This is a genomic window from Anaerolinea thermophila (genome assembly GCF_020723905.1).
In the GTDB taxonomy this organism is placed as follows: domain Bacteria; phylum Chloroflexota; class Anaerolineae; order Anaerolineales; family Anaerolineaceae; genus Anaerolinea; species Anaerolinea thermophila_A.
The window spans coordinates 218,813-240,593 of sequence record NZ_DYHZ01000002.1; the positions used below are offsets into that span (position 1 = coordinate 218,813).

General features: G+C 55.1%; 19 protein-coding genes, 1 tRNA gene and 1 other RNA gene. 10 read left to right on the forward strand and 11 right to left on the reverse strand.

Translation table 11 applies throughout. The annotated features are described in order from the left end of the window. Window positions 1–111: 111 nt before the first annotated feature. Together LHF31_RS03590 and LHF31_RS03595 are read left to right on the forward strand one after the other, a co-directional pair. Window positions 112–1,617, forward strand: coding sequence for a DUF2807 domain-containing protein (locus tag LHF31_RS03590; protein WP_298009797.1), 1,506 nt, complete (start codon window positions 112–114; stop codon window positions 1,615–1,617). A 121-nt stretch (window positions 1,618–1,738) separates the two neighbouring features. Then, window positions 1,739–1,832 (forward strand) — tRNA-Sec (locus tag LHF31_RS03595). 9 nt (window positions 1,833–1,841) lie between these two features. Here the strand turns inward: LHF31_RS03595 and LHF31_RS03600 are convergent. Beyond that, window positions 1,842–3,818 carry a kelch repeat-containing protein gene (locus tag LHF31_RS03600; RefSeq protein WP_303773581.1) on the reverse strand — a complete coding sequence of 659 codons (1,977 nt, stop codon included), beginning with the start codon at window positions 3,816–3,818 and terminating at the stop codon, window positions 1,842–1,844. Window positions 3,819–3,905: 87 nt separating this feature from the next. Between LHF31_RS03600 and LHF31_RS03605 the strand changes: the two genes are divergently transcribed. The 3 genes from LHF31_RS03605 (at window position 3,906) to LHF31_RS03615 (ending at window position 6,279) form a co-directional block, all read left to right on the forward strand. Continuing rightward, window positions 3,906–5,147, forward strand: a complete 1,242-nt coding sequence (locus LHF31_RS03605; RefSeq protein ID WP_298009792.1) for a site-2 protease family protein — start codon at window positions 3,906–3,908, stop codon at window positions 5,145–5,147. Window positions 5,148–5,253: 106 nt separating this feature from the next. Then, an RNA gene (gene ffs, locus LHF31_RS03610) (signal recognition particle sRNA small type) lies at window positions 5,254–5,353 on the forward strand. 38 nt (window positions 5,354–5,391) lie between these two features. Further along, window positions 5,392–6,279 carry a methyltransferase domain-containing protein gene (locus LHF31_RS03615; RefSeq protein WP_298009789.1) on the forward strand — a complete coding sequence of 296 codons (888 nt, stop codon included), beginning with the start codon at window positions 5,392–5,394 and terminating at the stop codon, window positions 6,277–6,279. Between the two features lie 2 nt (window positions 6,280–6,281). On the opposite strand, the gene LHF31_RS03620 is transcribed toward LHF31_RS03615, so the two are convergent. The 8 genes from LHF31_RS03620 to LHF31_RS03655 all read right to left on the reverse strand — a co-directional run bounded on the left by LHF31_RS03620 (window position 6,282) and on the right by LHF31_RS03655 (window position 14,811). Beyond that, entirely contained in the window at window positions 6,282–6,527 is a 246-nt protein-coding gene (locus LHF31_RS03620; protein ID WP_298009786.1) for a hypothetical protein, read from the reverse strand. A gap of 65 nt (window positions 6,528–6,592) precedes the next feature. Continuing rightward, window positions 6,593–7,615, reverse strand: a complete 1,023-nt coding sequence (locus LHF31_RS03625; RefSeq protein WP_298009784.1) for a CHAD domain-containing protein — start codon at window positions 7,613–7,615, stop codon at window positions 6,593–6,595. 102 nt (window positions 7,616–7,717) lie between these two features. Further along, window positions 7,718–8,395: a phosphate signaling complex protein PhoU gene (phoU, locus tag LHF31_RS03630; protein WP_298009781.1), complete on the reverse strand. Its 678-nt coding sequence runs from the start codon at window positions 8,393–8,395 to the stop codon at window positions 7,718–7,720. Window positions 8,396–8,437: 42 nt separating this feature from the next. Beyond that, window positions 8,438–9,223: a phosphate ABC transporter ATP-binding protein PstB gene (gene pstB, locus LHF31_RS03635; protein WP_298009780.1), complete on the reverse strand. Its 786-nt coding sequence runs from the start codon at window positions 9,221–9,223 to the stop codon at window positions 8,438–8,440. Next, on the reverse strand, window positions 9,220–10,449 hold the full coding sequence (gene pstA, locus LHF31_RS03640; RefSeq protein WP_298009777.1) for a phosphate ABC transporter permease PstA: 1,230 nt from the start codon (window positions 10,447–10,449) through the stop codon (window positions 9,220–9,222). The genes pstB and pstA overlap by 4 nt, the downstream gene beginning before the upstream one ends. Then, window positions 10,446–11,399 (reverse strand): phosphate ABC transporter permease subunit PstC, encoded by a 954-nt coding sequence (pstC, locus tag LHF31_RS03645; RefSeq protein ID WP_298009775.1) that lies wholly within the window; start codon window positions 11,397–11,399, stop codon window positions 10,446–10,448. The genes pstA and pstC overlap by 4 nt, the downstream gene beginning before the upstream one ends. An 88-nt stretch (window positions 11,400–11,487) precedes the next feature. After that, on the reverse strand, window positions 11,488–12,555 hold the full coding sequence (locus tag LHF31_RS03650; protein WP_298009772.1) for a PstS family phosphate ABC transporter substrate-binding protein: 1,068 nt from the start codon (window positions 12,553–12,555) through the stop codon (window positions 11,488–11,490). Between the two features lie 192 nt (window positions 12,556–12,747). Beyond that, on the reverse strand, window positions 12,748–14,811 hold the full coding sequence (locus LHF31_RS03655; protein WP_298009770.1) for a cytochrome D1 domain-containing protein: 2,064 nt from the start codon (window positions 14,809–14,811) through the stop codon (window positions 12,748–12,750). A 147-nt stretch (window positions 14,812–14,958) separates the two neighbouring features. On the opposite strand from LHF31_RS03655, the gene LHF31_RS03660 reads away from it, so the two are divergent. From LHF31_RS03660 to LHF31_RS03670, 3 genes are all read left to right on the forward strand, one after another. Then, complete coding sequence (locus LHF31_RS03660) at window positions 14,959–15,642, forward strand: metal-dependent hydrolase (RefSeq protein ID WP_298009767.1); 684 nt, start codon at window positions 14,959–14,961, stop codon at window positions 15,640–15,642. A 104-nt stretch (window positions 15,643–15,746) separates the two neighbouring features. Further along, window positions 15,747–16,664: a glycosyltransferase family 2 protein gene (locus LHF31_RS03665; protein WP_303773584.1), complete on the forward strand. Its 918-nt coding sequence runs from the start codon at window positions 15,747–15,749 to the stop codon at window positions 16,662–16,664. Beyond that, window positions 16,661–17,662, forward strand: a complete 1,002-nt coding sequence (locus LHF31_RS03670; RefSeq protein ID WP_298010382.1) for a lysylphosphatidylglycerol synthase transmembrane domain-containing protein — start codon at window positions 16,661–16,663, stop codon at window positions 17,660–17,662. The genes LHF31_RS03665 and LHF31_RS03670 overlap by 4 nt, the downstream gene beginning before the upstream one ends. On the opposite strand, the gene LHF31_RS03675 is transcribed toward LHF31_RS03670, so the two are convergent. Next, window positions 17,640–19,487, reverse strand: coding sequence for a DUF2142 domain-containing protein (locus LHF31_RS03675; protein WP_298010380.1), 1,848 nt, complete (start codon window positions 19,485–19,487; stop codon window positions 17,640–17,642). The two genes, LHF31_RS03670 and LHF31_RS03675, sit on opposite strands and share 23 nt — an antisense overlap. 9 nt (window positions 19,488–19,496) lie before the next feature. Continuing rightward, window positions 19,497–20,006 (reverse strand): GNAT family N-acetyltransferase, encoded by a 510-nt coding sequence (locus LHF31_RS03680; protein WP_303773587.1) that lies wholly within the window; start codon window positions 20,004–20,006, stop codon window positions 19,497–19,499. Window positions 20,007–20,153: 147 nt separating this feature from the next. Here LHF31_RS03680 and LHF31_RS03685 point away from each other — a divergent pair, with 147 nt between their 5' ends. Both LHF31_RS03685 and LHF31_RS03690 read left to right on the forward strand, forming a co-directional pair. Beyond that, a complete protein-coding gene (locus LHF31_RS03685; protein WP_298010321.1) occupies window positions 20,154–20,504 on the forward strand; it encodes a helix-turn-helix transcriptional regulator in 351 nt (116 codons plus the stop codon). 26 nt (window positions 20,505–20,530) lie between these two features. Continuing rightward, window positions 20,531–21,769, forward strand: a complete 1,239-nt coding sequence (locus tag LHF31_RS03690) for an NAD(P)/FAD-dependent oxidoreductase (protein WP_298010324.1) — start codon at window positions 20,531–20,533, stop codon at window positions 21,767–21,769. Window positions 21,770–21,781: the final 12 nt, after the last annotated feature.

Consider the following 21,781-nt stretch of genomic DNA (forward strand, 5'->3'; position numbering starts at 1 on the left):
GAAATACCCCAGATGCCTGCAATTTTTTCCCCGTTTTTCCGTATACTGAAAGAGAGTAAATGAATGGCATCATGCGCTCATTCGAATGTTCGCAGAGAGGAGTTTATACCGATGAACGATACCCGTGCTCGCATTGTTTTGAGTCTCCTGTTGATTCTTCTGGGACTGGCATTTCTAACTTTTGAGGTTGTGGGCTGGGCTGGGATTTCTCTCACCTGGCCTCTTGGCATTGTTGCGGTTGGCGGTTTGCTCTTTCTCGTCATGTTTCTGGGCGGGCGAGGGCTGGGCGTGCTGGCAATCCCTGCCAGCATTGTCACCATGCTGGGGGCAATCTTCTGGGTGCAGGAACGCTTCAACCTGTATCAGACCTGGGCGTATGCCTGGGCGCTGATCATTGTGGCGGTGGGCTTTGGCTTGCTGATTTACGGTCTGTGGAGTAACCTGCCGGAATTGCGCCGCTCTGGCTGGAAGACCATGCAGGTTGGCATCATTCTGTTCCTCATTTTTGGCGCCATTTTTGAACTGCTCTTCAGCCTGGTTGGCGTGGGGGCGCGGCTGGGCGGCGGTCTCTTCTGGGCGTTGATCCTTGCCGGGCTGGGTGTCCTCCTGCTGGCAATCCGGCTGTCGCGCTACATCCTGCGCCGCGGCGAACCGGGCGGTGAGTGGGACTTCTTCTGGCCCCTCATGTTCATCACCTTTGGTGTGCTGTGGTTGCTGGTTTCGGTCAGTGTCCTTCCTGCCGAAAACCTTACGGCGGTCTTCCGCCTCTGGCCCGCGTTCCTGGTCGTCATTGGCTTTCTGGTGCTGATAGGAAACCGGTACCCGCTGGCAAATCTGGCGCTGGGTTTGATGACTGCCGCAGTCATCGTGTGGGCGGTGTGGACGGGGGCGGCGGCGCGCCTGCCGGTTCGCTCGGGCTTTCTGTTCATACCTTCAATCTCCTCGCAAGGGGGGATGAGCCAGGTCATTTCCGGCAACGGACAGGTCGCCAGCGAGACTCGTGAGGTGCGCGGGGTTTCCAGTTTGCTGGTGGAAGGCGCCAGCGAGGTTACCCTTGTTCAGGGGGACAAAGAAGAACTGGTCATTGAGACGGATGAGAACCTCCTGCCTTACCTGACCAGCCGGGTTGTGGCAGGGAAGTTGATCCTGGGCATTCAACCCGGCGTGGGCATTTCGCCTTCCCGCACCATCCGCTATCGCCTGACGGTGAAGTCATTGAGCGAAATTGAAGCCAGCGGGGCGTCCACAATCCGGGTGGACGGGTGGAAAGGCAACGCCTTAAGTATCCGTATCGAAGGCGCCAGTGATTTCTCGCTGAAAGGTCTGGCGGTAAACCGTCTGGAGGTGGATATCGAAGGTCTGGGTAAGGTTACGGCGGCAGGCACCGCTCCTGAACTGGATGTGGAGATCAGTGGTTCGGGTACGCTGGATGCCGGCGACCTGCGCGCCGAGCGTGCCCAGGTGCGGGTGGATGGTCTCGGCAATGTCACCGTGTGGGTGACCGGAGAACTGGAAACGCGCATTTCCGGCGCCGGTTCGGTGGGCTACTACGGATCCCCGCAGATCAAACCACGCAATGATGGGCTGGCTACCCTGCGTCCGCTGGGAGAGAAGTGAATCCAGCGAGTTCAAGGAAAACTCCGGAGAGGCTCAGGTGCCTCTCCGGAGTTTTTATGTCCGGTTTTCTTTCCTTCTGTAAATCTTGCCAATTTAAGGGCGTGCGAGTATGCTTAACGGTGGGGATGGCTGAGTCCCGGTGGGCTTCACGGTCTTCAAAACCGCTGACGGGTCGCGTGGCGAGCCGTGGTGGGTTCGACTCCCATCCATCCCCGCCTTTTCTTTTAAGGGTTGGAGAAGATCAGCCACGTTCTGCGGTCGAGCAATCCCTCAGGGCTTTCCCCTCCCAGTAGGAGATACGCCCAGCCTTCCGAATAGGTCAGGGTGAAATCTGCCGAGGGCACATCCATGGCGGTGGCGGCGCTCCAGGCATCGCTGGCGGCAAAGTACACCTCCAGCGTGGTGGCAAACCCCTGTTGTTGATATCCGCCCAGCACGGCAATGCGCCCATCGGGTAGAAAGGTTGCCTGCGGCTGGATGCGCCCTTCGTTCATCGGCGCCAGACTCTCCCAGCGGTTTTCCTGCCAGCGGTAAATCTCTACCGCGTTGAGGGATTGTCCACTGGTGCTTTCGCCGCCAAACAGGATGACATCGCCTTCTGGCAGGCTCAGAGCCGTATGGCGCCAGCGCGGCGTTTTCAGAGGGGCGGTAGACGTCCAGGTACGCGTGTTCAGGTCGTAGATCAGTGCGCCGCCTGCCGCTTCGCCTTCACCGCCAGCCACCAGCACCCGTCCATCGGGTAATCGAGTGGCACTGGCATGGCAGAGGGGATACGGCGGAGCGCCGGCGTCCTGCCAGGTCATCGAGACCGGGTCGAACAGTTCGGCAACGGCTTGCTGTCCGCATCCACCGGCAAGAAGCACCCATCCGTTATCCATACGCACGGCAACGTGTCCCACGCCATGCCCATACAGGGGCAGCAGGGTGCTCCAAGACTCGCTTGCCGGGTCGAACAGGTCGGCAGTTTTGACCACGCCTGTATCATTTTCTCCGCCAACCGCCAGCACCCGTCCATCTTCCAGCAGGGTAGCGCTGTGGTGAGTGCGGGCGGCAACCAGGGCATTGATTTCTCGCGCATCCGATCGGTCACTGTCCAGCAGAAAAGTTTTCATGGTCACCCCGCTCAGGGTTTTCCCGCCGGCAATCAGCAGGCGCCCATCTTGCAGGCGGGTGGCGGTATGTCCTGCCAGGGGCAATGGCAGAGAAAATGCCTGCGGGCTGAAGTACACCGGGAAGGAACTGCCAGCCTGTCCGGTGGGGAGCGGCGGTGCAGGGGTCAGCGTGGGGGTGGCGGTGAACTGCAGGATGACAGTGGGTGTGCTGGTAGGAGGCGGTGCAGTATTCACATAAGCCGGGAGGGCAGTAGGCTGAACCGCCGTGGCTCTGCCGCTGGAAATGGGGATGAGACTCTGGCGCAGTTGCGAGGGCAAATCGGTCACCACGACGACCGTGATGATTGCCATGACGAAAAGGACGAATAGTGCCACCTGCAGAAACATAGTCAGCCAGTTGGTTTTTGGGCTTTCTTCCTCCCCCTTCGAAGAACGAGGTGGGGGAGGCGCTTCTCTTCTGCCAAACAATCCGCGGCGCTCGGGCTTGCGGAAGGCGCTCACCACGCTGTCGGCAGGGGCTGGTGCAGTTTCGGAAGGAATTTCCGCCTGTGCAGGACTTTCTTCCACCGCCGGGACGGGAATGAAAGGCGGCACCGCAGGCTTTTCTTCTTTGGGAGCAGGCTTAAGCCGGGGGGCGCTTTCACGGCTCTCTTCGATGAGCGAATTGATGAATTCCTGATCAATGTCGCCCGCTGGAGGCGCTGTAAAGGGAGCGACCGGGCGTGCTTCCGGTTGTGTTGATGTGGGGGGCAGGGAAATGCCTTCCTGCGCTTCTGGAGGAATAACGGGCGTTTCTGCTTTGGGCGCGGCGGCGGGCGGTTGAGCCGGAGATGTGGACGGTCGGGCAGAGGAGGATTTTTCCCGCAGGACCTGCAGGGCTTTACGGGCTTTTTCACTGTCAGGATTGTACTTCAGGCATACTTCCAGCGCCTGAATGCGCTGAATATCATCGCTGAGGCATTCGGTCAGCCACAGCCATGCGGCTTCGCTGGTTGGCTCTTTCTGCAAAATTTGCATCAACAAGGCGCGGGCTTGTTGCTTTTGCCCGGCTTTGATGAGGTTAATGGCATCCTGTAAAAGCGGAGGCATAGTGATTTTGCCTTTCTGAGTAGACCAATTTCCATTACATTATATCCCGAGCGGAATTCGAATTCGCATTCCAGTATAATTGAAACCATGGATAATGGTTTGATTGAGGAACTGGATGTCCTGATTGCTCGCGTGATGCGCGTGGAAGATAAAACTCTTGGCACAACCCAGGAAGGTTTCGTGGTGCGCTACCGCGGCAGGTTGCTCGGCGATGATACCGCCCGCCTGTATGATCAGTTGGAAGCAGCACTGTTCCCATACCGGCTCACGCCGGTTTTCCGCATGGAAGATGGACATCATGCGGTGTATTTCATCCCCGCCCAGCCTGAGCCCAAACCCTCCAGCGGACGGCTGAACCTGATCCTGTTCATCCTTACGCTGATCAGCGTGATTTACACTGGCGGCGCTATGGGATTAACGCAGGAACCGCCGCCCGGTTTCCTGCCAGGGTTGCTGGCATACCTCTCGGCAGGGTTGCCGTTTGCCATTGCCATCCTCTCCATTATGGGAGCCCACGAGTTCGGGCATTATCTGATAGGGCGGTATCACAATGTGAATGTCAGCCTGCCCTATTTCATCCCGTTTCCCAATGTGTTCGGCACTCTGGGTGCGGTGATTAACATGAAAGGGCGCGTTAAGAATCGGCGCGTTCTGCTGGATATTGGCATTGCCGGACCGCTTTCCGGGCTGGTGGTCTCGTTGCTGGTGCTGGGCATCGGGCTTTCGCTCTCCCATTTGAGTACTCTCCCCCCGCCTCCGCCGGAACTGCCCTCCAGCGGTGGGTTCTTCCAGCAGTTTCTGGACCGCCTGACTGCTCCGGTCACTCTGACGCTGGAAGGCAATTCCATCCTCTATTTGCTGATGAAATACCTGCGCTTTGGCATGCTTTTGCCTGCGCCGGCAGATTATGGCAGTGTGCCGCCCGTACTGTACTGGATTCGTTATTTCTTTACCGCCAGCCCGCCCCCTTACGGCGGCGTGGATGTCAGTTTGCATCCGGTGGCATGGGCAGGCTGGGGCGGTTTGCTCATCACCGCTTTGAACCTCATTCCGGCAGGCACGCTGGACGGCGGTCACCTGATCAACGTGCTGATCGGGCGCAAACGCGCCATGCGTCTTTTGCCCTGGATTCAGGGCATCTTGCTCGCCATGTCCCTTCTTTCCATCAACTGGCTCATCTGGCTGTTACTCATCTCGTGGCTGGGTAAAGCCTACGCCGAGCCGCTGGATGAAATTACCCCCTTAGACCCGCCGCGCAAGGCGCTGGCAATTCTGGGAATCATCATTTTCTTCCTGGTCTTCACCCCCATTCCCATCAGCGGGATGTGAGGCGGCACTTCCGCATATGAAACCCTTTGTAAGCCGCATCCCGTCCCCGGCTTCGGTTAATCAACTTGACACCAGCCCGTTCCTGCGGTATGCTTACGAGGCGTCCGGGCGGGACCGGCGCGGCAGAAACCTTCGAACCCCGCCAGGTCCGAGAGGAAGCAACGGTAAGGAGGTCCCTCTGGGTGCCGCCGGCAAACCTGCCCGGCGCTTTTTGTACCCTTAACCTGCGGAGTGAAACGGGAGCATGAAATCCTTTCCAGTGTGTGATTACGAAGGTTCCGACTACCAGACTTCTTTCTGGGAGCGTGGGGAACGTCGTTACGAGGACGCCGTGGAAGCGGTTGCCCTGCGGCGACTTCTTCCCGCTGGCGGCAGGCGTCTGCTGGAACTGGGCGCAGGAGCCGGTCGCAACACCCCCCGGTATCAGGGCTTTGCAGAAATCACCCTGGTGGATTACTCGTACACACAACTGGAGCAAGCCCGCCAGCGGCTGGGCGATTCTCCACGCTACCGTTACGTTGCCGCCGATATTTACTACCTGCCCTTCAGTTCGGGGGTTTTCGATGCTGCTACCATGATTCGCACCCTGCATCACATGGTAGAGCCGCGCCTTGCCCTGGAGCAGGTACGCCGCACTCTGCAATCGGATGCGGTGTTTATTCTGGAATACGCCAACAAGCACAATCTCAAAGCCATTTTGCGCTACCTTCTACGTCGGCAGACGTGGAATCCCTTCTCACTGGAGCCGGTGGAGTTTGCGCCGCTCAATTTTGATTTTCACCCCGCTTCGGTGCGCGAATGGCTCAAAGCCAGCGGGTTTGTCGTCGAACGGCAATTGACCGTTTCTCACTTCCGGATGGGTTTGTTTAAGCGTCTTCTGCCCCTCAATCTGCTGGTTGCCATGGATTCGCTGGCGCAGTGGACGGGCAACCTCTGGCAGTTATCGCCCAGCGTGTTTGCCCGCTGTCGGGCGGTGGGTGCATCCAGACAGGGAGAGGGCTTCTTCCGCTGTCCGGCATGCGGGCAGGAAGGGCTGGAAGATACCCCGCCGGAAATTCAATGTCCCTCATGCGGTCAGCGCTACCCGGTGCGGGAGGGGATTTACGATTTTCGTCTGGACAAACGGACTTAAAATCAGCGCGGGGTAAGTCCCAGCCAGCGGCGCAGGTTCTCCCACCAGTTCGCAGTGGGCGCGCCAATTACCGCGGCTTCAGCGGTCACCGGAGCGGGTGTGATTTGCGGCTGAAGCATCGTCTGGGTATTGGGGTTTGTAAGCGAACGAAACTGCACATCCCCGCCTTCGCTGGCGACCGCAATAATGGCACCTACAAGGAAGAAGATCAGCAAAAGAGCAAGCAGTGCAGGAAGACGTAAATTCATCCGGTGTTCCCCCTACGAATATAAAAATCAGTGCCTTTAACAGATTACCACAATTTTACCTGAAATTACGCAGAAAGCATCTCAGAATCATTGTGATTTTCTTCCTGCTTCAGGGGTGGGTAAATTTCTCCGGTATCCAGGCGCGGCAGGTTGATTTGTTCCTGCAGGGCTTCCCATTCCCTCCGATCTTTCCACAGTTGCCAGTCGCTGACAAACTCGTGATACAGGCGTTCCCGTTCCTCACGGCAGGTTTGCTCAAACCATTGTACCCCTGCCACCAGTCGGCGGAATGGACGGGTGTATCCGTAAAACGCTTCGACGCGCTGGCGCTCTTCCTCCAGAAAAGCCGGTAAGAAGGTCAACCAGACATCATCATCGTGGATCTGCCCCAGACGCTCCTGAATGTTGCGCAGCAGGCTCAACCAGTGAGACAGTTCGTCGGGGTACAGCGGTGCAAAGGTCTCTACGGTATAGCGCAGCCATTTCGTGGCAATGCGCATTTCGTGCAGTTCCGCCACCCGTTCGGGGACAGGTACGATGGCATCGTAGGACAGAAATGTCTCCAACCGGCGGGTGATTTCAGCATGTGCCAGTGCATACAGTTCGGCATCCGGAGGCGTGCCTTCTTCGCAGGCATTCAGCCGTTCTTCAAGAAAGGTTTTGATCTCGTCCAGGGTGCCCTGTTCTGCCAGTTTCTCCAGCGCGGCAGTGACGGCAGGCTGATGGCTCATCCGTGCCTGCCGCAGGCGCAACAGCAGGCGCTGAAGCCCCGGACGCAGGCGGGCATCTTCTACCCCATCCAGAAAGGCCTGCACACGGGCAATTTGCACATCTGCATCGCGGGCGGCGCCTAAAGCGCGGGTTACACGGCGGATAGCTTTCATCCAGCCGTCCAGTTTTTTGGGGGGAAAGCACCGCTCAAACAGCGGAAGCGTGGCGCGCAAACGCCGTGATGCCACCCGCATCCGGTGAATATGTTCGATATCTTCTGCGCCGGTATGTACCCCCTGCCATTCTTTTTCAAAGGCTTTGAGATGTTTTAAGATCACCCGCGCTCCGTAGGCGCACACACAGGCAGATGTTTTCATGACCATCCTCCACTTTTTCATTATACAAGACTCGTAAACAAAAAATGAGAGCGCCCGGCAGTATTGAAGCGCTCTCATCCCTTTTGACGGGTTTCCCCCGGCTTATTCTGTCTCTTCGTAGTCGTCCAGATCCATCTCCAGCAGTTCTCCAGTGGCGATGAATACCGTTCGTTCGCAAATGTTGGTCACACGGTCGGCGGCGCGTTCCAGGTTGTGGGCAACCCACAGGAGCAAATTGCTGTGATCAATCCATTCGGGGTGTTGAATCATGGAGGTGATCAGCCCGTGGTATACGGAGTTGTACAGCGCATCCACCTGCTCATCCTCATCGGGAATGCGGTGTGCCAGAGACGCATCCTCCTTCACGAATGCCGACAGGGAGCGGTGAAGCATGGACACGGTAATCTCCGCCATGCGTTCAAAATCGCGGCTGGGGATGGGAATCTCTACCCCTTCCAGACGCTGGCATACGCGGGCAATTCCCTTGGCGTAGTCGCCTATGCGCTCCAGTTCAATGATGACTTCCAGCACTGCCGCCAGAAAACGCAGGTCGTGTGCCATGGGCTGTTGGGTTGCCACCACGGCTATGATGCCGTTTTCAATGGCGTAGCGTTTCTCGTTGACGGCTTGATCGCCGCGGATGACTTGTTGAGCGGCGGTCACGTCCCGGCGTTTCAGCGCATCCACCGATTTCACCAGCGCCTGTTCAACCATACTTCCTAAAGTCAGGACTTCGTCCTGAATCTGATGCAATTGACGATCTAAAGTGGCTCGTGGCATGGGTCTGGTTATACCCCTTTCTTTCAAAATTTGAACAGGCTCTTACCCGAAACGCCCGGTGATGTAATCTTCGGTGCGCTTGTCTCGCGGGTTGGTAAAAATCTGACTGGTTTCCCCATATTCTACCATGACCCCGGCGCGGTCTTCATCCATGGTGAAGAATGCGGTGTAATCCGATGCGCGCGCTGCCTGCTGCATGTTGTGAGTGACGATGATGATGGTGTAGTTTTCCGAGAGTTCGCGCATCAGGTCTTCAATTTTGAGGGTTGCAATCGGATCGAGCGCCGAGCAGGGTTCATCCATGAGGATGATTTCCGGCTTCACTGCCAGCGCGCGGGCAATGCACAGACGTTGTTGCTGACCGCCCGAGAGGGAAAGCCCGCTCTTCTTCAGGTTGTCCTTTACCTCATCCCACAGTGCCGCAGCGCGCAGGGCTCCTTCCACCAGTTCGTCCATGTTTCCTTTGTAACCATTGATGCGTGCCCCCCATGCCACATTTTCGTAAATGCTCTTGGGGAAGGGGTTGGGTTTCTGGAACACCATCCCAATGTACTGGCGCACCTGCACCGGGTCTACATCGGGAGCATACAGATTCTTCCCATGGAAGAGGATTTCCCCTTCCATGTGAAAGCCTGGCACAAAGTCGTTCATGCGATTGAACGAACGCAGGACGGTGCTTTTGCCGCACCCGGAAGGTCCAATGATGGCGGTGATTTTACGCGGCACAATTTGCAGATTGACATCCTTGACCGCGCGAAAGTTGCCGTAAAACAGGTTCAGGTTACGGGTTTCAATGGCAAAGTGATTTGAAAGGTTTTGTTCGCTCATATTCGCTTACTCAATCGGTTTCGCAGCACGATGGCTGTTGCATTCAATGATAACAGAACTGCCAGCAAAACGAGAATAGCCGCGGCGGCAATATTTCGAAATTCCGGCTGAGGACGTACCGTCCAGTTGTAAATCTGGAAGGGCAACGTGGTAAAGAAGGAAAAGACGCTTTGCGGGTCTTTGTTGATCAGACTGGAAGCCCCCACCAGGATTAAGGGCGCCGTTTCGCCCAGCGCTCGCGAAACCGTAAGGATGGTTCCGGTAAGGATACCCGGGAGGGCATAGGGCAGAACGTGATGCCAGATGGTCTGCCAGCGGGTGGCTCCCATGGCATAACTGGCTTCACGCAGAGAACGCGGCACTGCCCGCAGGGCTTCCTGGGAACTGATGATAAGGATGGGCAACACCAGCAGTGCCATGGTCAGCCCGCCCGAAAGAATGGTGCGCCCGCTTCCAGCATCTACACCGAATACTGCCCCGGAGGTGATAAGCGCCAGCGTGCGCACAAATACGGCTAAGCCGAGGATGCCGTAAATAATGGAGGGAACACCTGCCAGGTTCTCGATGTTGGTCTGTAAAATCCGGTTGATACGACTGCGATGGTCGGCATACTCTTCCAGATAAATTGCCGCTCCCACCCCAATGGGAAACGCCACCAGGATGGTGATGAAGATAATCCACAGCGAACCTTTCACCGCCTGACGTACGCCTGCCAGATCGGGCTTGGTGGACATGGAACGCTGAAGGAAATCCCAGGTCAGCCAGGCTTTGAAGTAAATTTGCGCATCGGGATATTCACTGCGGATTTCGGCTTCGATTTCCGCGCGGCGGGTGAGCGACTGGAACAGCGGATAAGAAGCCCGGGTGGTGGGTTTGACGATTTCTGTCGTCACCAGCGCTGTCAGATCTGCCTGATTCATCTCATCCAGTGGTGCCTGATCGCGCTCAATGGTGCGCAGGCGCGCCGGGCGCAGGTTTTCGCGCAAAATCTGGCGCAGTTCTTCCTCGGACAGTTCTTCCAGCGGACGGTCGGCAAGGGTAGCCGGGTCCACTTTGTTGGTCACCGCAACCAGAGTGAAGGTTTTGTCTACCACCGTGACGATGAGAATTCCCAGCACAATGAGACCAATCACTGTGGAGAACAGGAACAACCCCTGAAAGAATTTTCCCCACTGATGTCGAACCGAAAGATTGCCGGTTTCGGAGAGAACCACACTGCGATTCATTCGTACACCTCCCGAAGACGGGCGGAAATTCTCCGGCTGATGATGTTGAGAACCAGGGAGATGCCAAACAGCAAAAGCCCGATGGCAAAGATACTGTTGTAATCCGGCGTGTCATATGCTACATCCCCACCGGAGATGCGGGCAATGTAGCCGGTCATCGTCTCTGCCGCTTTCAGCGGGTTGAAGGTAAAGTTCGGTCCCGCCCCTGCGGCAATGGCAACGATCATGGTTTCGCCGATGGCGCGGGAAAAGCCCAGAATGAAGCCGGCGATGATTCCCGAGAGCGCCGCCGGAACTACCACCTGCAGGGAGGTTTCCAGTCGAGTGGCGCCCATGGCGTACGCCCCCTCTCGCAGGGCGTTGGGAACAGAATGCAGGGCGTCTTCGCTGACGGATGCCACCAGCGGAATAATCATGATGCCCATGGTCAACCCGGCGGAAAGCATGTTGTAAATGTTGATAGCATCCCCAAAGAAAATGCGCAGAAAAGGCGTCACTGTGGTCAGGGCAAAGTAGCCGTACACCACGGTTGGAATGCCTGCCAGCACTTCCAGAGCGGGTTTCAAGACCTTGCGGGCCTTTTCCGAGGCGTATTCACTCAGGTAAATGGCGGCGCCCAGTCCAAACGGCACAGCCACCATCATGGCAATCACAGTGGTGACCAGTGTGGCGCTCACCAGCGGCAGAACGCCAAATCGTCCTACGGTGGGCTGCCACTCGGTTTTGGTGAAAAATTCCAGCAGGGTCACGCCGGGCATCTGGAAGAAGAGCAGGGCTTCTTTTCCCAGTTCATACACAATGCCGATTGTGGTCAAAATGGATACTGCCCCGCAGAAAAACAGAAAGGCTTGAATGAACCCTTCTCCCCAGCGTGGGCGCTTTTGTAAGCGCCTTGAAACATCCAAAGCGCTTTCTTCAGGACGTTTCAAGTGACGCAGCGATACTTCCATGGCTATACCTCTCAGGAAGATTTCCCCTTCTCCCCTATACAGAAGAGAGGAGAAGGGGAAACCAGATTTATATAAATTCAGTCCGGATTTACTTTATGGCTTCTTCAAACAGTTTGAAGTTGTTATCCAGTGTTTCCTGAGAAGCCGGGAAATATCCCACTTCTTCGATGACATCCAGAACATGCTCCAGGTAGTAGCGGATGAAAGCGGCAACCTGGGGTTTGGATTTCATGACACCGGCATCGGAGTAGATGAACAAGGGGCGGGAGATCAGGTAAGAGCCATTTTCAGCCGTCTCCAGGGAGGGTTTGATGCCGTCCACGCTGAGGAGTTTAAGTTTGGAGCCTTCGCCTTTGTAGTAGGCAAACCCGAAGTACCCGATGGCATATTTGTTGCCTTCCACGCCCTGCACCAGCACATTGTCATCTTCCGAGGTGTTCAGGTTCTTGGCATCCAGCACCTGTTTCTTGGCATCGTCAAATTTTTCAATCTTGGCAGTTTTCTGAATGGCAACCTCTACGAAGAAGTCAAAGGTGCCGCTGTCGGTGCCGGGGGTATAGCGCAGGATGGGCTCATTGGGCCAGGAAGGATCTACATCCGACCACTTCTCTGCAGTAGTGAACAACTGATAGAGCTGTTCTTTGGTCACATTGTCTACCCAGTCATTTTGCGGGTGGACCACCACCGCAATGGCATCCAGTCCAACCAGAAAGCCAATGGGGGTGCGCGGCGGGTTGAGTTTGCCGCAGTTTTCCACTTCCGCGTCTTTAATTTTGCGGGAAGCGTTGGAAATATCTGTCTCGCCGGACTTGCAGAAGCGTTCAAACCCTGCCCCCGTACCAACAATATCATTCTTGATTTGGCCAGTAAAACCATCTTCAACAAACATTTCAATGATGGCTTCGGTCAGAGGACCGACAGTGGAAGAACCCGCGATGTAGATATCACCACTCACTGCCGCCGGATCATAGGGATCCACGGTGGGGGTGGGGGCGGGGACTTCGGTGGCGGTGGGTTCTACCTTGGTGGTTGGGGTAGGCTGTTCTGCCTGAGCGGGAGGCTGAGTGGCGGTCGGGGTTGCCGACGGAGCGCACGCCGCCAGTGCCAGCGCCAGGACGATCAGCACAGAAAAAACAGACCAGAGTTTACGAGACATAAAAAATTCTCCTCCAAAAAGTATTGTTTGCTAATGCGCCATCAGTGTAACAGGTGAAGTTTAAGTTCAGAGCATCACCAGGTTAACAGATTGTAAAAATTACCCAAAGAAAGGGTTAACCACCCGGTTTTTAAATCAAACTCCCCTTCCATGGTGGTTGGAAGGGGAGCAAAAGTCACAGGGGAGAAAAGATCAGTAGATATCGTTTACAGTGTTGTAAACGTTGAATTTACCGGTGGGGGTAATCAGATTAGGAATGCGTGCCTTTTCTTGCAGGGTAGCATCATCGTATACCACGATTTCTCCGGTTTCGCCGGGCTTGGAGGCGTCACCCCACACGCTGATCCATACCTCTGTGCCCTGTTTGTTGTATTCCATGTGAACGGCGCGTCCATAAGTGGCAATTTCCCAACACTTATGTACCCTGGTAGGGTCGCTCTTTGCCACCACACACACCGTGCGCGCTAGCGTCGGGTCGGAGTTCAGCGCCATATCTACCCAGATCCACTGACTGTTGGGGTGGGTTTTGATGAACAGACTGCCTGCCCCCGGCAGTGGGGTGACCCTCACGGCTTTCCACGCTGAATCGGGATGTCCCTGGGGATCGGTGCCAATGGATACGATGGCGCCTTCACCCAGGTGGGATGTGCTCCAGACCGGTCCGAACTCAGGGTCTGTCCAGTTGGCGCCACGTCCGGGATGTGGGACAGCCGGGGTGTCCACCAGCGCTACCAGTTTTCCTTCCAGCGCATCCACTACAGCGATTTTATTGGACTGATTAGCCGCTACCAGGAAGTATCGTTTCGAAGCGTCCCATCCTCCGTCATGCAGGAAGCGCGCTGCTTCAATCATCTTGATGGTGGGATTGTTGGGATCGGTGTAATTGACCAGCCAGATCAGCCCGGTTTCCTTCACGTTGATAATCCATTCGGGTTTATAGGTGGAAGCCACAATGCTGGCAACCCGCGGCTCAGGGTGGTATTCTTCCGTGTCGAAGGTGTAACTGCGGGTGCTGACCACTTTGAAGGGTTCCAGGGTTTGCCCGTCCAGAATGACGAAGTGTGGAGGCCAGTAGCACCCTACCACAGCGTATTTGTCCGAGAAGTTGCCCAGTTCTCCGTTGTACTTACTCACTTCCACCGAGCGAGCATCGTAACATACCTGCACCTCGGCAACTTTGGTGGGGGTTTCGGTCCACAGGTCCACCATGGCAAGTTTTCCGTCGCGCCCGATGACGTAAGCATAGCGCCCGCTGGCAGACATGCGGGTAATGTGTACGGCATACCCCGTACCCACTGTGCTGACCACTTCGTAGGTGTCACCGTCAATCACAGCCACCTGTCCGGCATCGCGCAGGGTGACGACGAAGTAGTTTTCCCAATCCCGTTTCGTTTGGGGGCTGGTGGGGCGTTTTTCGGGTGGGACAAGCAGTTTCCACGAGGCTTTCATCTGTTCCAGCGCCATCTCTGGTGGGGCAGGCGGTTCGTTCTGCAGGAATTTTGCCATCAATTCGGTCTGTTCCTGAGTCATGAAGCCCTGTTTGCCCCAGTCGGGCATTCCGCGGGGCGTACCGTTGAAGATGATCGCCGCCAGCGCCAGTGTGCCTTTGGGTTGAGTTTTATCGGGGGTTAATGCCGGTCCGGTAGCGCCTTTGCGCAAGGTGCCGTGACAACCCGCACAGCGCTCAAAATAAACCTGCTTTGCCCAGGCAAATTCTTCGTCGCTCAGGGCGGGAGCGGTACCTGCTGAGGCTGCAACCTCGGCAGTTGGGGTGCGTTTGTCCTCTATTCCGGTTTCCTCCTTAGGCGGGTTCATCATGAAATTTATCATCGATTCGATCTCGGCATCAGTGTACAGATCGTTGAGGGTGGCGGGCATCAACCCTTTCTGACAGGGTGTCCCGTTGCAGTCGGGTGCGATAAAGGCGTCTGGCTGACGAAGCGACTCCTTCAGAAATTCGGCAACGCCTGTGGCTTTTCCTTTGTACTCTCCCCGCTCCAGCCGTTCCTGAACCTTCCGGGCAATGTTGGTCAGGTCTGGTCCAATTGTGCCAGTCGCGCCTTCTACTCCTGGTATGACGTGACAGGCGCCGCATCCTCCTTTCTGAAAGGCTTGCCGTGCCAGTTCAGTGCTGTACAGGGCGGGCGGCGGGGCGGAAGCATTTTCGGGTGCAGTAGTGGGAGTGCTTTTCGCTGCGCAGGCGGTAAGTCCCAGCGCAAAAAACACAACCAACGAAATGAAAAGTGGGCGTCGCATGGTGGAATCCTCCTCTGTACTTTGAGTATTAAAATCAATATACCCATATTTATCTGGTTTGAATTTGTGCCAGCGCAAAGATCCTCCTGCAGTGGCTCTGTTGTATAATGAAAAAAACGGATGAATTTTGTCCAGAGGAGGATTCGTATGGCTATTACTCTTACATGGTACGGGCATGCCACCATCGGGCTGGAAACCGGCGGCTACCGTATTCTGGTGGATCCCTTCTTCAGCGGCAACCCGGCGGCAACCGTCAAGCCCGGCGATGTGCGCGCCGATTTCATTCTGGTCAGCCATGGGCACGGCGATCACATTGGCGATACCGAGGCAATTGCCAGACGCACCGGCGCGCTGGTTATCAGCAATTTTGAAATTGCCACCTGGTTGGGGCGCAAAGGGTTGAAAACCCACGGACAGCACCTTGGCGGCGGCTATCGCTATCCCTTTGGGTATCTCAAACTGACCTTTGCCATTCACGGCTCGGCGCTCCCCGATGGCTCGTATGGCGGCAATCCGGCAGGCTTTCTGTTGATCACAACTACCGGCGAGAAGGTGTACCTGGCGCAGGACACCGGCTTGTTTGGCGATATGAAACTCATTGGCGACGAAGGCTTGGACCTGGCGGCGCTCCCCATTGGCGACAATTTCACCATGGGTCCCGATGATGCCCTGCGGGCAGTGGAACTTCTGCGCCCCAAACATGTGATCCCCATCCACTACAATACTTTTGAGATGATCCAGCAGGATGCGCATGCCTGGGCAGAACGGGTGGAAAAAGCCACCTCCGCCAGAGTGCATGTACTCAAGCCCGGCGAAAGTTTCCAACTTTAAGCACAGGCAGATTTTTATGATTGCCGCAGGCTGGTGCACCCCAGCCTGCGGTTTATCCTGTACTCATTGCAGTGATGGACAGGGGGCAGGTGTATAATCGGGGCATGACGGCAAACACAGAGCAGGAAAATTCCCTTTCTCAGACCTCTTTAGGGGAATCATTGAGTATTCTCATCCCGGCGTATAACGAAACGTTGAGCATCGCCGGGGTGTTACGGGGTTTGCTGGAACAGCCAGAATTGCAAGGCGCAGAGATTATCGTCATTAACGATGGATCGTCTGATGAAACCAGCCAGATTGTGCGGCAATTCCCCACAGTGCGTTTAATTGAACATCTTGCCAACCGCGGGTATGGCACTGCCATCCGTAGTGGTGCCAGGGTAGCGCAAAGACCTTTTGTTATCTGGTACGATGCTGACGGACAGCATCGCCCACAGGACCTGGTTGCGCTGGCGCAGAAGTTGATCAGCGAGGGGCTGGATTACTGTATAGGCGTGCGTGCCAGCGGGTCTTATCAAGACCCGGAGCGAATTGTGGGAAAGTGGCTGTTACGTCTGGTTGTCCGTTTTGCTGTGGGGAAATCTGTTCCAGATTTTAATTCCGGACTGCGTGGTTTCAAGCGGGAAGTGCTCTTGCGCTATCTTCCTCTGCTTCCCAAGCGGTTTGGCGCTTCAACCCTCACTACTTTACTGATGATTGAGAACGAACATTTTGGCGGGACGATTCCGATTATTGCCCAGCCACGCATGGGCAAAAGCACGGTTCGGCAGTTGCGGGATGGATTGCGCACTCTGCAAATCATCCTGCACATTGTAATCCTGTTCAAGCCGTTGCAGTTTTTTGGCTGGATGGGTACGTTTCTTATCCTTGTGGGGCTGATTTACGGATTTTATAAAGCCTTTACCGTGCATCTGGGTTTTCCGGTGTTTGGCACGCTGATTATCCTGCTGGGCATCCAATCCTTTTTCTTTGGCTTGTTGTGCGATCAAATCAGTGCACTGCGCCGGGAGCGCTGGGGGTGAGCCAGCATTCGCTTTTCCCTTCCCTACCTCGAGTGTTGAGCGTAAAAAACCTTGGCTTTTTCCTGCTGGGGGTGTTGCTCTTATTTTTTCTTCTTCGTCAGATAGATTTGAGGGAATTGCGTGATCAAATTGTGGGGGTGCATTGGGGGTATTTTCTGGCAGGTGGTATGGTGTATTTTCTGAAAGCCTGTTTGCGGGCAGTGCGCTTGAACCGAATCAGCACGGATCTCGTTTTGCCTTACGGACGCACCCTCCGCCTTTCGCTGGCGACTTCGCTGGCAACCCAGATTCTGCCGTTCAAACTGGGCGAGTTCAGTTATGTGTACCTGCTGAAGCAGGAAAAAAGCACTTCAACAGCACAGGGATTATCGGCGCTGGTGGTCATCCGCCTGATGGATTTGATGGCAATCGGCGTGCTTTACCTGGCGGTAGCCCTTTCTCTGCGTACACCCCAATCGGGTGTGCAGATGGATGAAGCGCTGGCTTTTGTGGGGGTGTTGGGTGCAGGGTTGGGAGTTCTCATGGCACTTTCTCACTACGCCCCGCCATTTTTTCGGAAGTTAAGGACAAAAACCTTTCCACAAGGAAAGATCGGTGCACGCCTCACTGGCGGTTTGGAAAAGTTTTTCCTGTATTTTCAAGCCTATCGTCCGGTGCAGTTTGCCCAATGGATGGGACTGGCGCTGCTCGAATGGGTTGCCAATTACAGCATGTTTCATCTGCTGTTACTGGGAATGGATGTTCCGGTATCGTTTTTCCAGACTGCCACAGCGGTAACCTTTGCGGCGATTGCCAGTGCTTTGCCCGTGAATGCCGTGGGCAGTTTTGGCTCGCAGGAAGCCGGTTGGACTGCCGCGCTTCTGCTGGTGCAGGTGGACAGGCAAATGGCGATTACTACCGCGTTTTCCACCCACATTCTCACACTGGCATATATTGCCTTTTTTGGCACACTGGCGTGGATAAGTTATGTGTTTTTTACCGGGTCACGTTCTGAATGATTTGTTTCCAGAAGGGCGTGCAGATATACTGGAACACCAGGTCGTCTGAGATTTCCTGTTCATTTACAAAAAGGTGCGCCTCGCGGAAATAATCTCCACCGTTTAGGGCAAGTTCGACCTGTCCATTCCCGGACACACTGATCTCGAGGGCAGTGGCAGGTGTTTTCTCTGCCTCTTCAGGGAGATTCCATGTAAAGAACGCTTCAGACGGCAGCATGTTTACCGGGAGGTGATCCTCAGCGAGAATCTGGTTGCTGGAATCCCTTAAGATAAAGTCGAGGGTGGTGTCTGAGGTATCCGGTTTTGAGCGAACATACACCTTTATTTGTTCGATGGAGCCACAGCGGTTGGGGAATTCCTGGCGCACAATAGAGGACGAGAGGGGCAATCCCGGGGTTTGTGTCCACTCGATATTTTTATAAACGGGCTGGACACACCCCTGAAAGGTGTACCAGGAGGTTCCGCAGTAGGTGTAGTAGGTGGCATACAGTCCCAGTGTATATAGCGCCAGGGTAAGTGCCATAACTGTTGGAAAAAGGACGGGGAACTTTTTCAGCAACGCACCTCGAAAAGATACCAGACCGCTCAGAGCCAGCCAGAGCAGGGGGGCGGTTGGAATGTAATAGCGTCCCTGATGTCCAAACCCTGCCAGACTTCCCGGTACATAGTTGTTGATCGTATATAAAAGCGCAAAAGTTCCCGAAGAGATAAGAAAAGTGGCTCCCAGAATCAGACGTTGGAGAGGGGTAAGACTGATGGGGGGCAATTCTGTGCCAAGGGCAAGCACCAGCGCAGTGGCAAAGAGGATATAGACAGGTGCAGGCACCACGCCCACCCAGTGGCCATATACTGCTACCCATTCGGCAAAGTAATTCCCGAGAGCGCGTAAATTCCCCCAGGTAAGGGTATAGAGAAAATCCCAGGGATGTGCAAGGATACGTTCGATCTGCTGGCTAAGACTGCCTTCATCCGAACCGGCAAAGGTTGAGGCTTGAACAGCCAGTGCATTATACTGTACTGCAAAAGCGATTGCCACCAGAACGGCAATTCCTGTGGCGATTCCCCACCCTCGTCCCGGAAAACGCCGGAAAGGCAGGAGAAGAAGAAGGGGGAAGAGCACAAACATTCCCGGTTTGGCAGTGCCCACCAGCAGAATAGCCAGGATGAGCAGGAACATTTTCGGGCGGGAAATGGCTGGAGCCTGTTCCAGGGCAATATTCAGGACGATGGCTGTGAAGAAAAAACTTATCCCATTGGTAAAGCCATCTGCATTGAGGGTTGACGCCTGAAACAAAGCGGAAGGCGCCAGTGCCAGCGCCACCAGAATCCACTTTCCCACGGGCAGCAGTCGAATGGCAAGGAACGAAAGCCCAATATACATTAACAGCCCTGCGATCCGGCACAGGATGGCAACCGGTACGACGGGAAAATCATATTTTCGCCAGAATAAATAAGAAGTTAATGCTTGCGGGATGTAGTTAAAGGGGGAGTAAAAAGAACGCGGTTTTACTTCTGATAAATCTGAAGTGTTTATGGACCACCGCATTCCTCTTCCAAGCAAGAGATCAAAAGAAGGGCTTTGAAAAAAGCGACGTTGATATGAATACTTGAAGAAATCATGTAGGGTAAATAAAGTTCCCCGGTTAGGATCATCTGGTTTGGGTATCCAGTTTGCCTGAGACAAATCATAAATTCGGATAACGTGTTGCTCCTCGTCAAACCCTGCGCCGTAAGGGATAAATACGGAAAATACCACGCCATAAAGGGTAGCAAGTAGCAGGAAAAATCTTTCAGGTTTGTCCAAGACCAAAAGAAGCCCTTTCATTTTTTTCAATCATATCCTCTTGATGAGATACACACACGTCTCTTCCCGGGTGTGCATTTGTCCCTGTTCGTCGAAGTCTATTCCTCGAATGGTGTACGGTTCAATACCGGCGTGCCGGTACCCCAGACGTTCATACAGGCGTCGTGCTGAGGCATTTTTCAACCCTACCGCCAGCCCGATGTAAGGAAAGCCGCGCCGTTGTGCCATCTGCTCGGCGTACCTCAATAACCCTGTGCCGATGCCGCGCTGACGGAACCCTTCTCGCACAAACAGATCTTCCAGGTCGGGGCAGGGAACTGTGCGGTGCGACACCACGGCTTCATCCTGTGCGCCGTCCCATTTTAACAGCACGTGTCCCACTGGCATCTCCTCAAGAAATGCGATAAGGTAGACGGCGGTACCGTTTTGCTGACGCAGAAGACGGCGGGCGTGTTTGTCGGCGCCGCCCTGCGGAAAGAGACGTTCTAACCGGGGAAGATCTCCCGTTTGAACAGGGCGAATGAGAATACCGTCCGTCATACGCTCTCATTATACGCGCAAAGATTCTCATCGGTTGAATCCCGCCTAATTTTGTGACATTTATCACTATTGTTTTTATCCCTGTTTTGGGTTAGAATTTTGCATGGTTGAATTTATGCGTATATCTGCATACATGGTAAGGCTGAAATGATATCCTCCTCTCTTTCGCAAGAAATTACTGCCCTGCACGCCGATATTTGCTCGGCGCTGGCGGATCCGGTGCGTATTCTCATCCTGTATGCCCTGAATGAGAAGCCCAGCAACGTCAGCGCGCTGGCAGAGGAACTGGGCATTACCCAGTCGGCGGCATCGCGCCATTTGAACGTCCTGCGCGAACGCGGGCTGGTGATTTCCCAGCGGGATGGGCAGTCGGTGGTTAACATGCTCGCCGATTCGCGTGTCATTCAGGCGCTGGATCTGCTGCGCGCGGTGTTAACCAGCAAATTGAAGAATCAGGCGGCGCTTGCCGAAACAATTGAACCCTCCGAAACGGAGTAATCTTATTTTGGTACGGGAGTAAACCTATGAAGAAACTCGTTATCCTGGGCGCCGGCACAGCCGGGACGATGGCGGCAAACCGATTAAGCCGCGTCCTCAACACCAGCGAATGGGAAATTACCCTGGTGGATCCCAATCCGGTGCATTACTATCAGCCCGGTTTTCTCTTCATCCCCTTTGGGATTTATAAGAAAGAAGATGCGTTTAAACCCAAACAGGCGTTCATTCCGCGGGGCGGCAAACTGATTCAAACGGCAGTGGAAGAAATTCTTCCCACTCAGAACAGGGTGCGCCTGGCGAATGGCGAAACACTTTCCTACGACTACCTGATCATTGCCACCGGCACGGATATTTATCCTGAGGAAACCCCCGGACTGGCGGAGCATGAATGGGGCAAATCCATCCACACTTTTTACTCGCTGGATAGTGCCGTTGCCCTTGCCGATGCCCTGCGCAACTGGAAGGGTGGGCGTCTGGTGGTCAATGTGGTGGAAAACCCCATCAAATGCCCGGTGGCACCGCTGGAATTCCTCTTCCTTGCCGACTGGTACTTCACGCAGCGCGGCATCCGCGACCGCGTGGAACTCATCTATGCTACCCCTCTGCCCGGCGCATTCACGAAACCTATCGCCTCTCGTCTATTGGGGGATACACTGGAAAAACGCCGTATCCGGGTGGAACCGGAATTTATGATTATGGAAGTCAACCCCGATGCGAAGAAGATTGTCTCGTACGACGAGCGCGAGGTGGAGTACGACCTGCTGGTGAGCATCCCGCTCAACAAAGGTGCTGAAGTCATCGGACGCTCGGGTTTAGGCGATGAACTCAACTATGTGCCCACCGATAAGCATACCCTGCTTGCCGAAGGCTATGACAACATCTTTGTCCTGGGCGATGCCACCAACGTTCCTGCCTCGAAAGCCGGCGCTACGGCTCACTATGAGGTCGATACCCTGGCGGAGAACTTCCCGCGTTACGTTCAGGGCAAACCGCTGGAGCCGCTCTTTGACGGACATGCCAACTGCTTTGTGGAGACCGGCTTCGGCAAAGGCATGTTACTTGATTTCAACTACAACACCGAGCCGCTCCCCGGTACGTATCCCCTGCCGTTTGTTGGACCTTTCTCTCTGCTCAAGGAGTCGGTCATTAACCACTGGGGCAAACTGGGCTTCCGCTGGATGTACTGGAACATCCTGATGAAGGGATTGCCCATCCCCTTCCTGCCTGCTCAGATGAGCATGGTTGGAAAGCAAAAAGTTAATTAGGAAAAATGCGGC

Coding starts and splice junctions, on each gene's coding strand:
- LHF31_RS03590 (WP_298009797.1), top strand. CDS start 112: ATGAACGATACCCGTGCTCGCATTGTTTTGAGTCTCCTGTTGATTCTT.
- LHF31_RS03600 (WP_303773581.1), bottom strand. CDS start 3,818: ATGCCTCCGCTTTTACAGGATGCCATTAACCTCATCAAAGCCGGGCAA.
- LHF31_RS03605 (WP_298009792.1), top strand. CDS start 3,906: ATGGATAATGGTTTGATTGAGGAACTGGATGTCCTGATTGCTCGCGTG.
- LHF31_RS03615 (WP_298009789.1), top strand. CDS start 5,392: ATGAAATCCTTTCCAGTGTGTGATTACGAAGGTTCCGACTACCAGACT.
- LHF31_RS03620 (WP_298009786.1), bottom strand. CDS start 6,527: ATGAATTTACGTCTTCCTGCACTGCTTGCTCTTTTGCTGATCTTCTTC.
- LHF31_RS03625 (WP_298009784.1), bottom strand. CDS start 7,615: ATGAAAACATCTGCCTGTGTGTGCGCCTACGGAGCGCGGGTGATCTTA.
- phoU (WP_298009781.1), bottom strand. CDS start 8,395: ATGCCACGAGCCACTTTAGATCGTCAATTGCATCAGATTCAGGACGAA.
- pstB (WP_298009780.1), bottom strand. CDS start 9,223: ATGAGCGAACAAAACCTTTCAAATCACTTTGCCATTGAAACCCGTAAC.
- pstA (WP_298009777.1), bottom strand. CDS start 10,449: ATGAATCGCAGTGTGGTTCTCTCCGAAACCGGCAATCTTTCGGTTCGA.
- pstC (WP_298009775.1), bottom strand. CDS start 11,399: ATGGAAGTATCGCTGCGTCACTTGAAACGTCCTGAAGAAAGCGCTTTG.
- LHF31_RS03650 (WP_298009772.1), bottom strand. CDS start 12,555: ATGTCTCGTAAACTCTGGTCTGTTTTTTCTGTGCTGATCGTCCTGGCG.
- LHF31_RS03655 (WP_298009770.1), bottom strand. CDS start 14,811: ATGCGACGCCCACTTTTCATTTCGTTGGTTGTGTTTTTTGCGCTGGGA.
- LHF31_RS03660 (WP_298009767.1), top strand. CDS start 14,959: ATGGCTATTACTCTTACATGGTACGGGCATGCCACCATCGGGCTGGAA.
- LHF31_RS03665 (WP_303773584.1), top strand. CDS start 15,747: ATGACGGCAAACACAGAGCAGGAAAATTCCCTTTCTCAGACCTCTTTA.
- LHF31_RS03675 (WP_298010380.1), bottom strand. CDS start 19,487: ATGAAAGGGCTTCTTTTGGTCTTGGACAAACCTGAAAGATTTTTCCTG.
- LHF31_RS03680 (WP_303773587.1), bottom strand. CDS start 20,006: ATGACGGACGGTATTCTCATTCGCCCTGTTCAAACGGGAGATCTTCCC.
- LHF31_RS03685 (WP_298010321.1), top strand. CDS start 20,154: ATGATATCCTCCTCTCTTTCGCAAGAAATTACTGCCCTGCACGCCGAT.
- LHF31_RS03690 (WP_298010324.1), top strand. CDS start 20,531: ATGAAGAAACTCGTTATCCTGGGCGCCGGCACAGCCGGGACGATGGCG.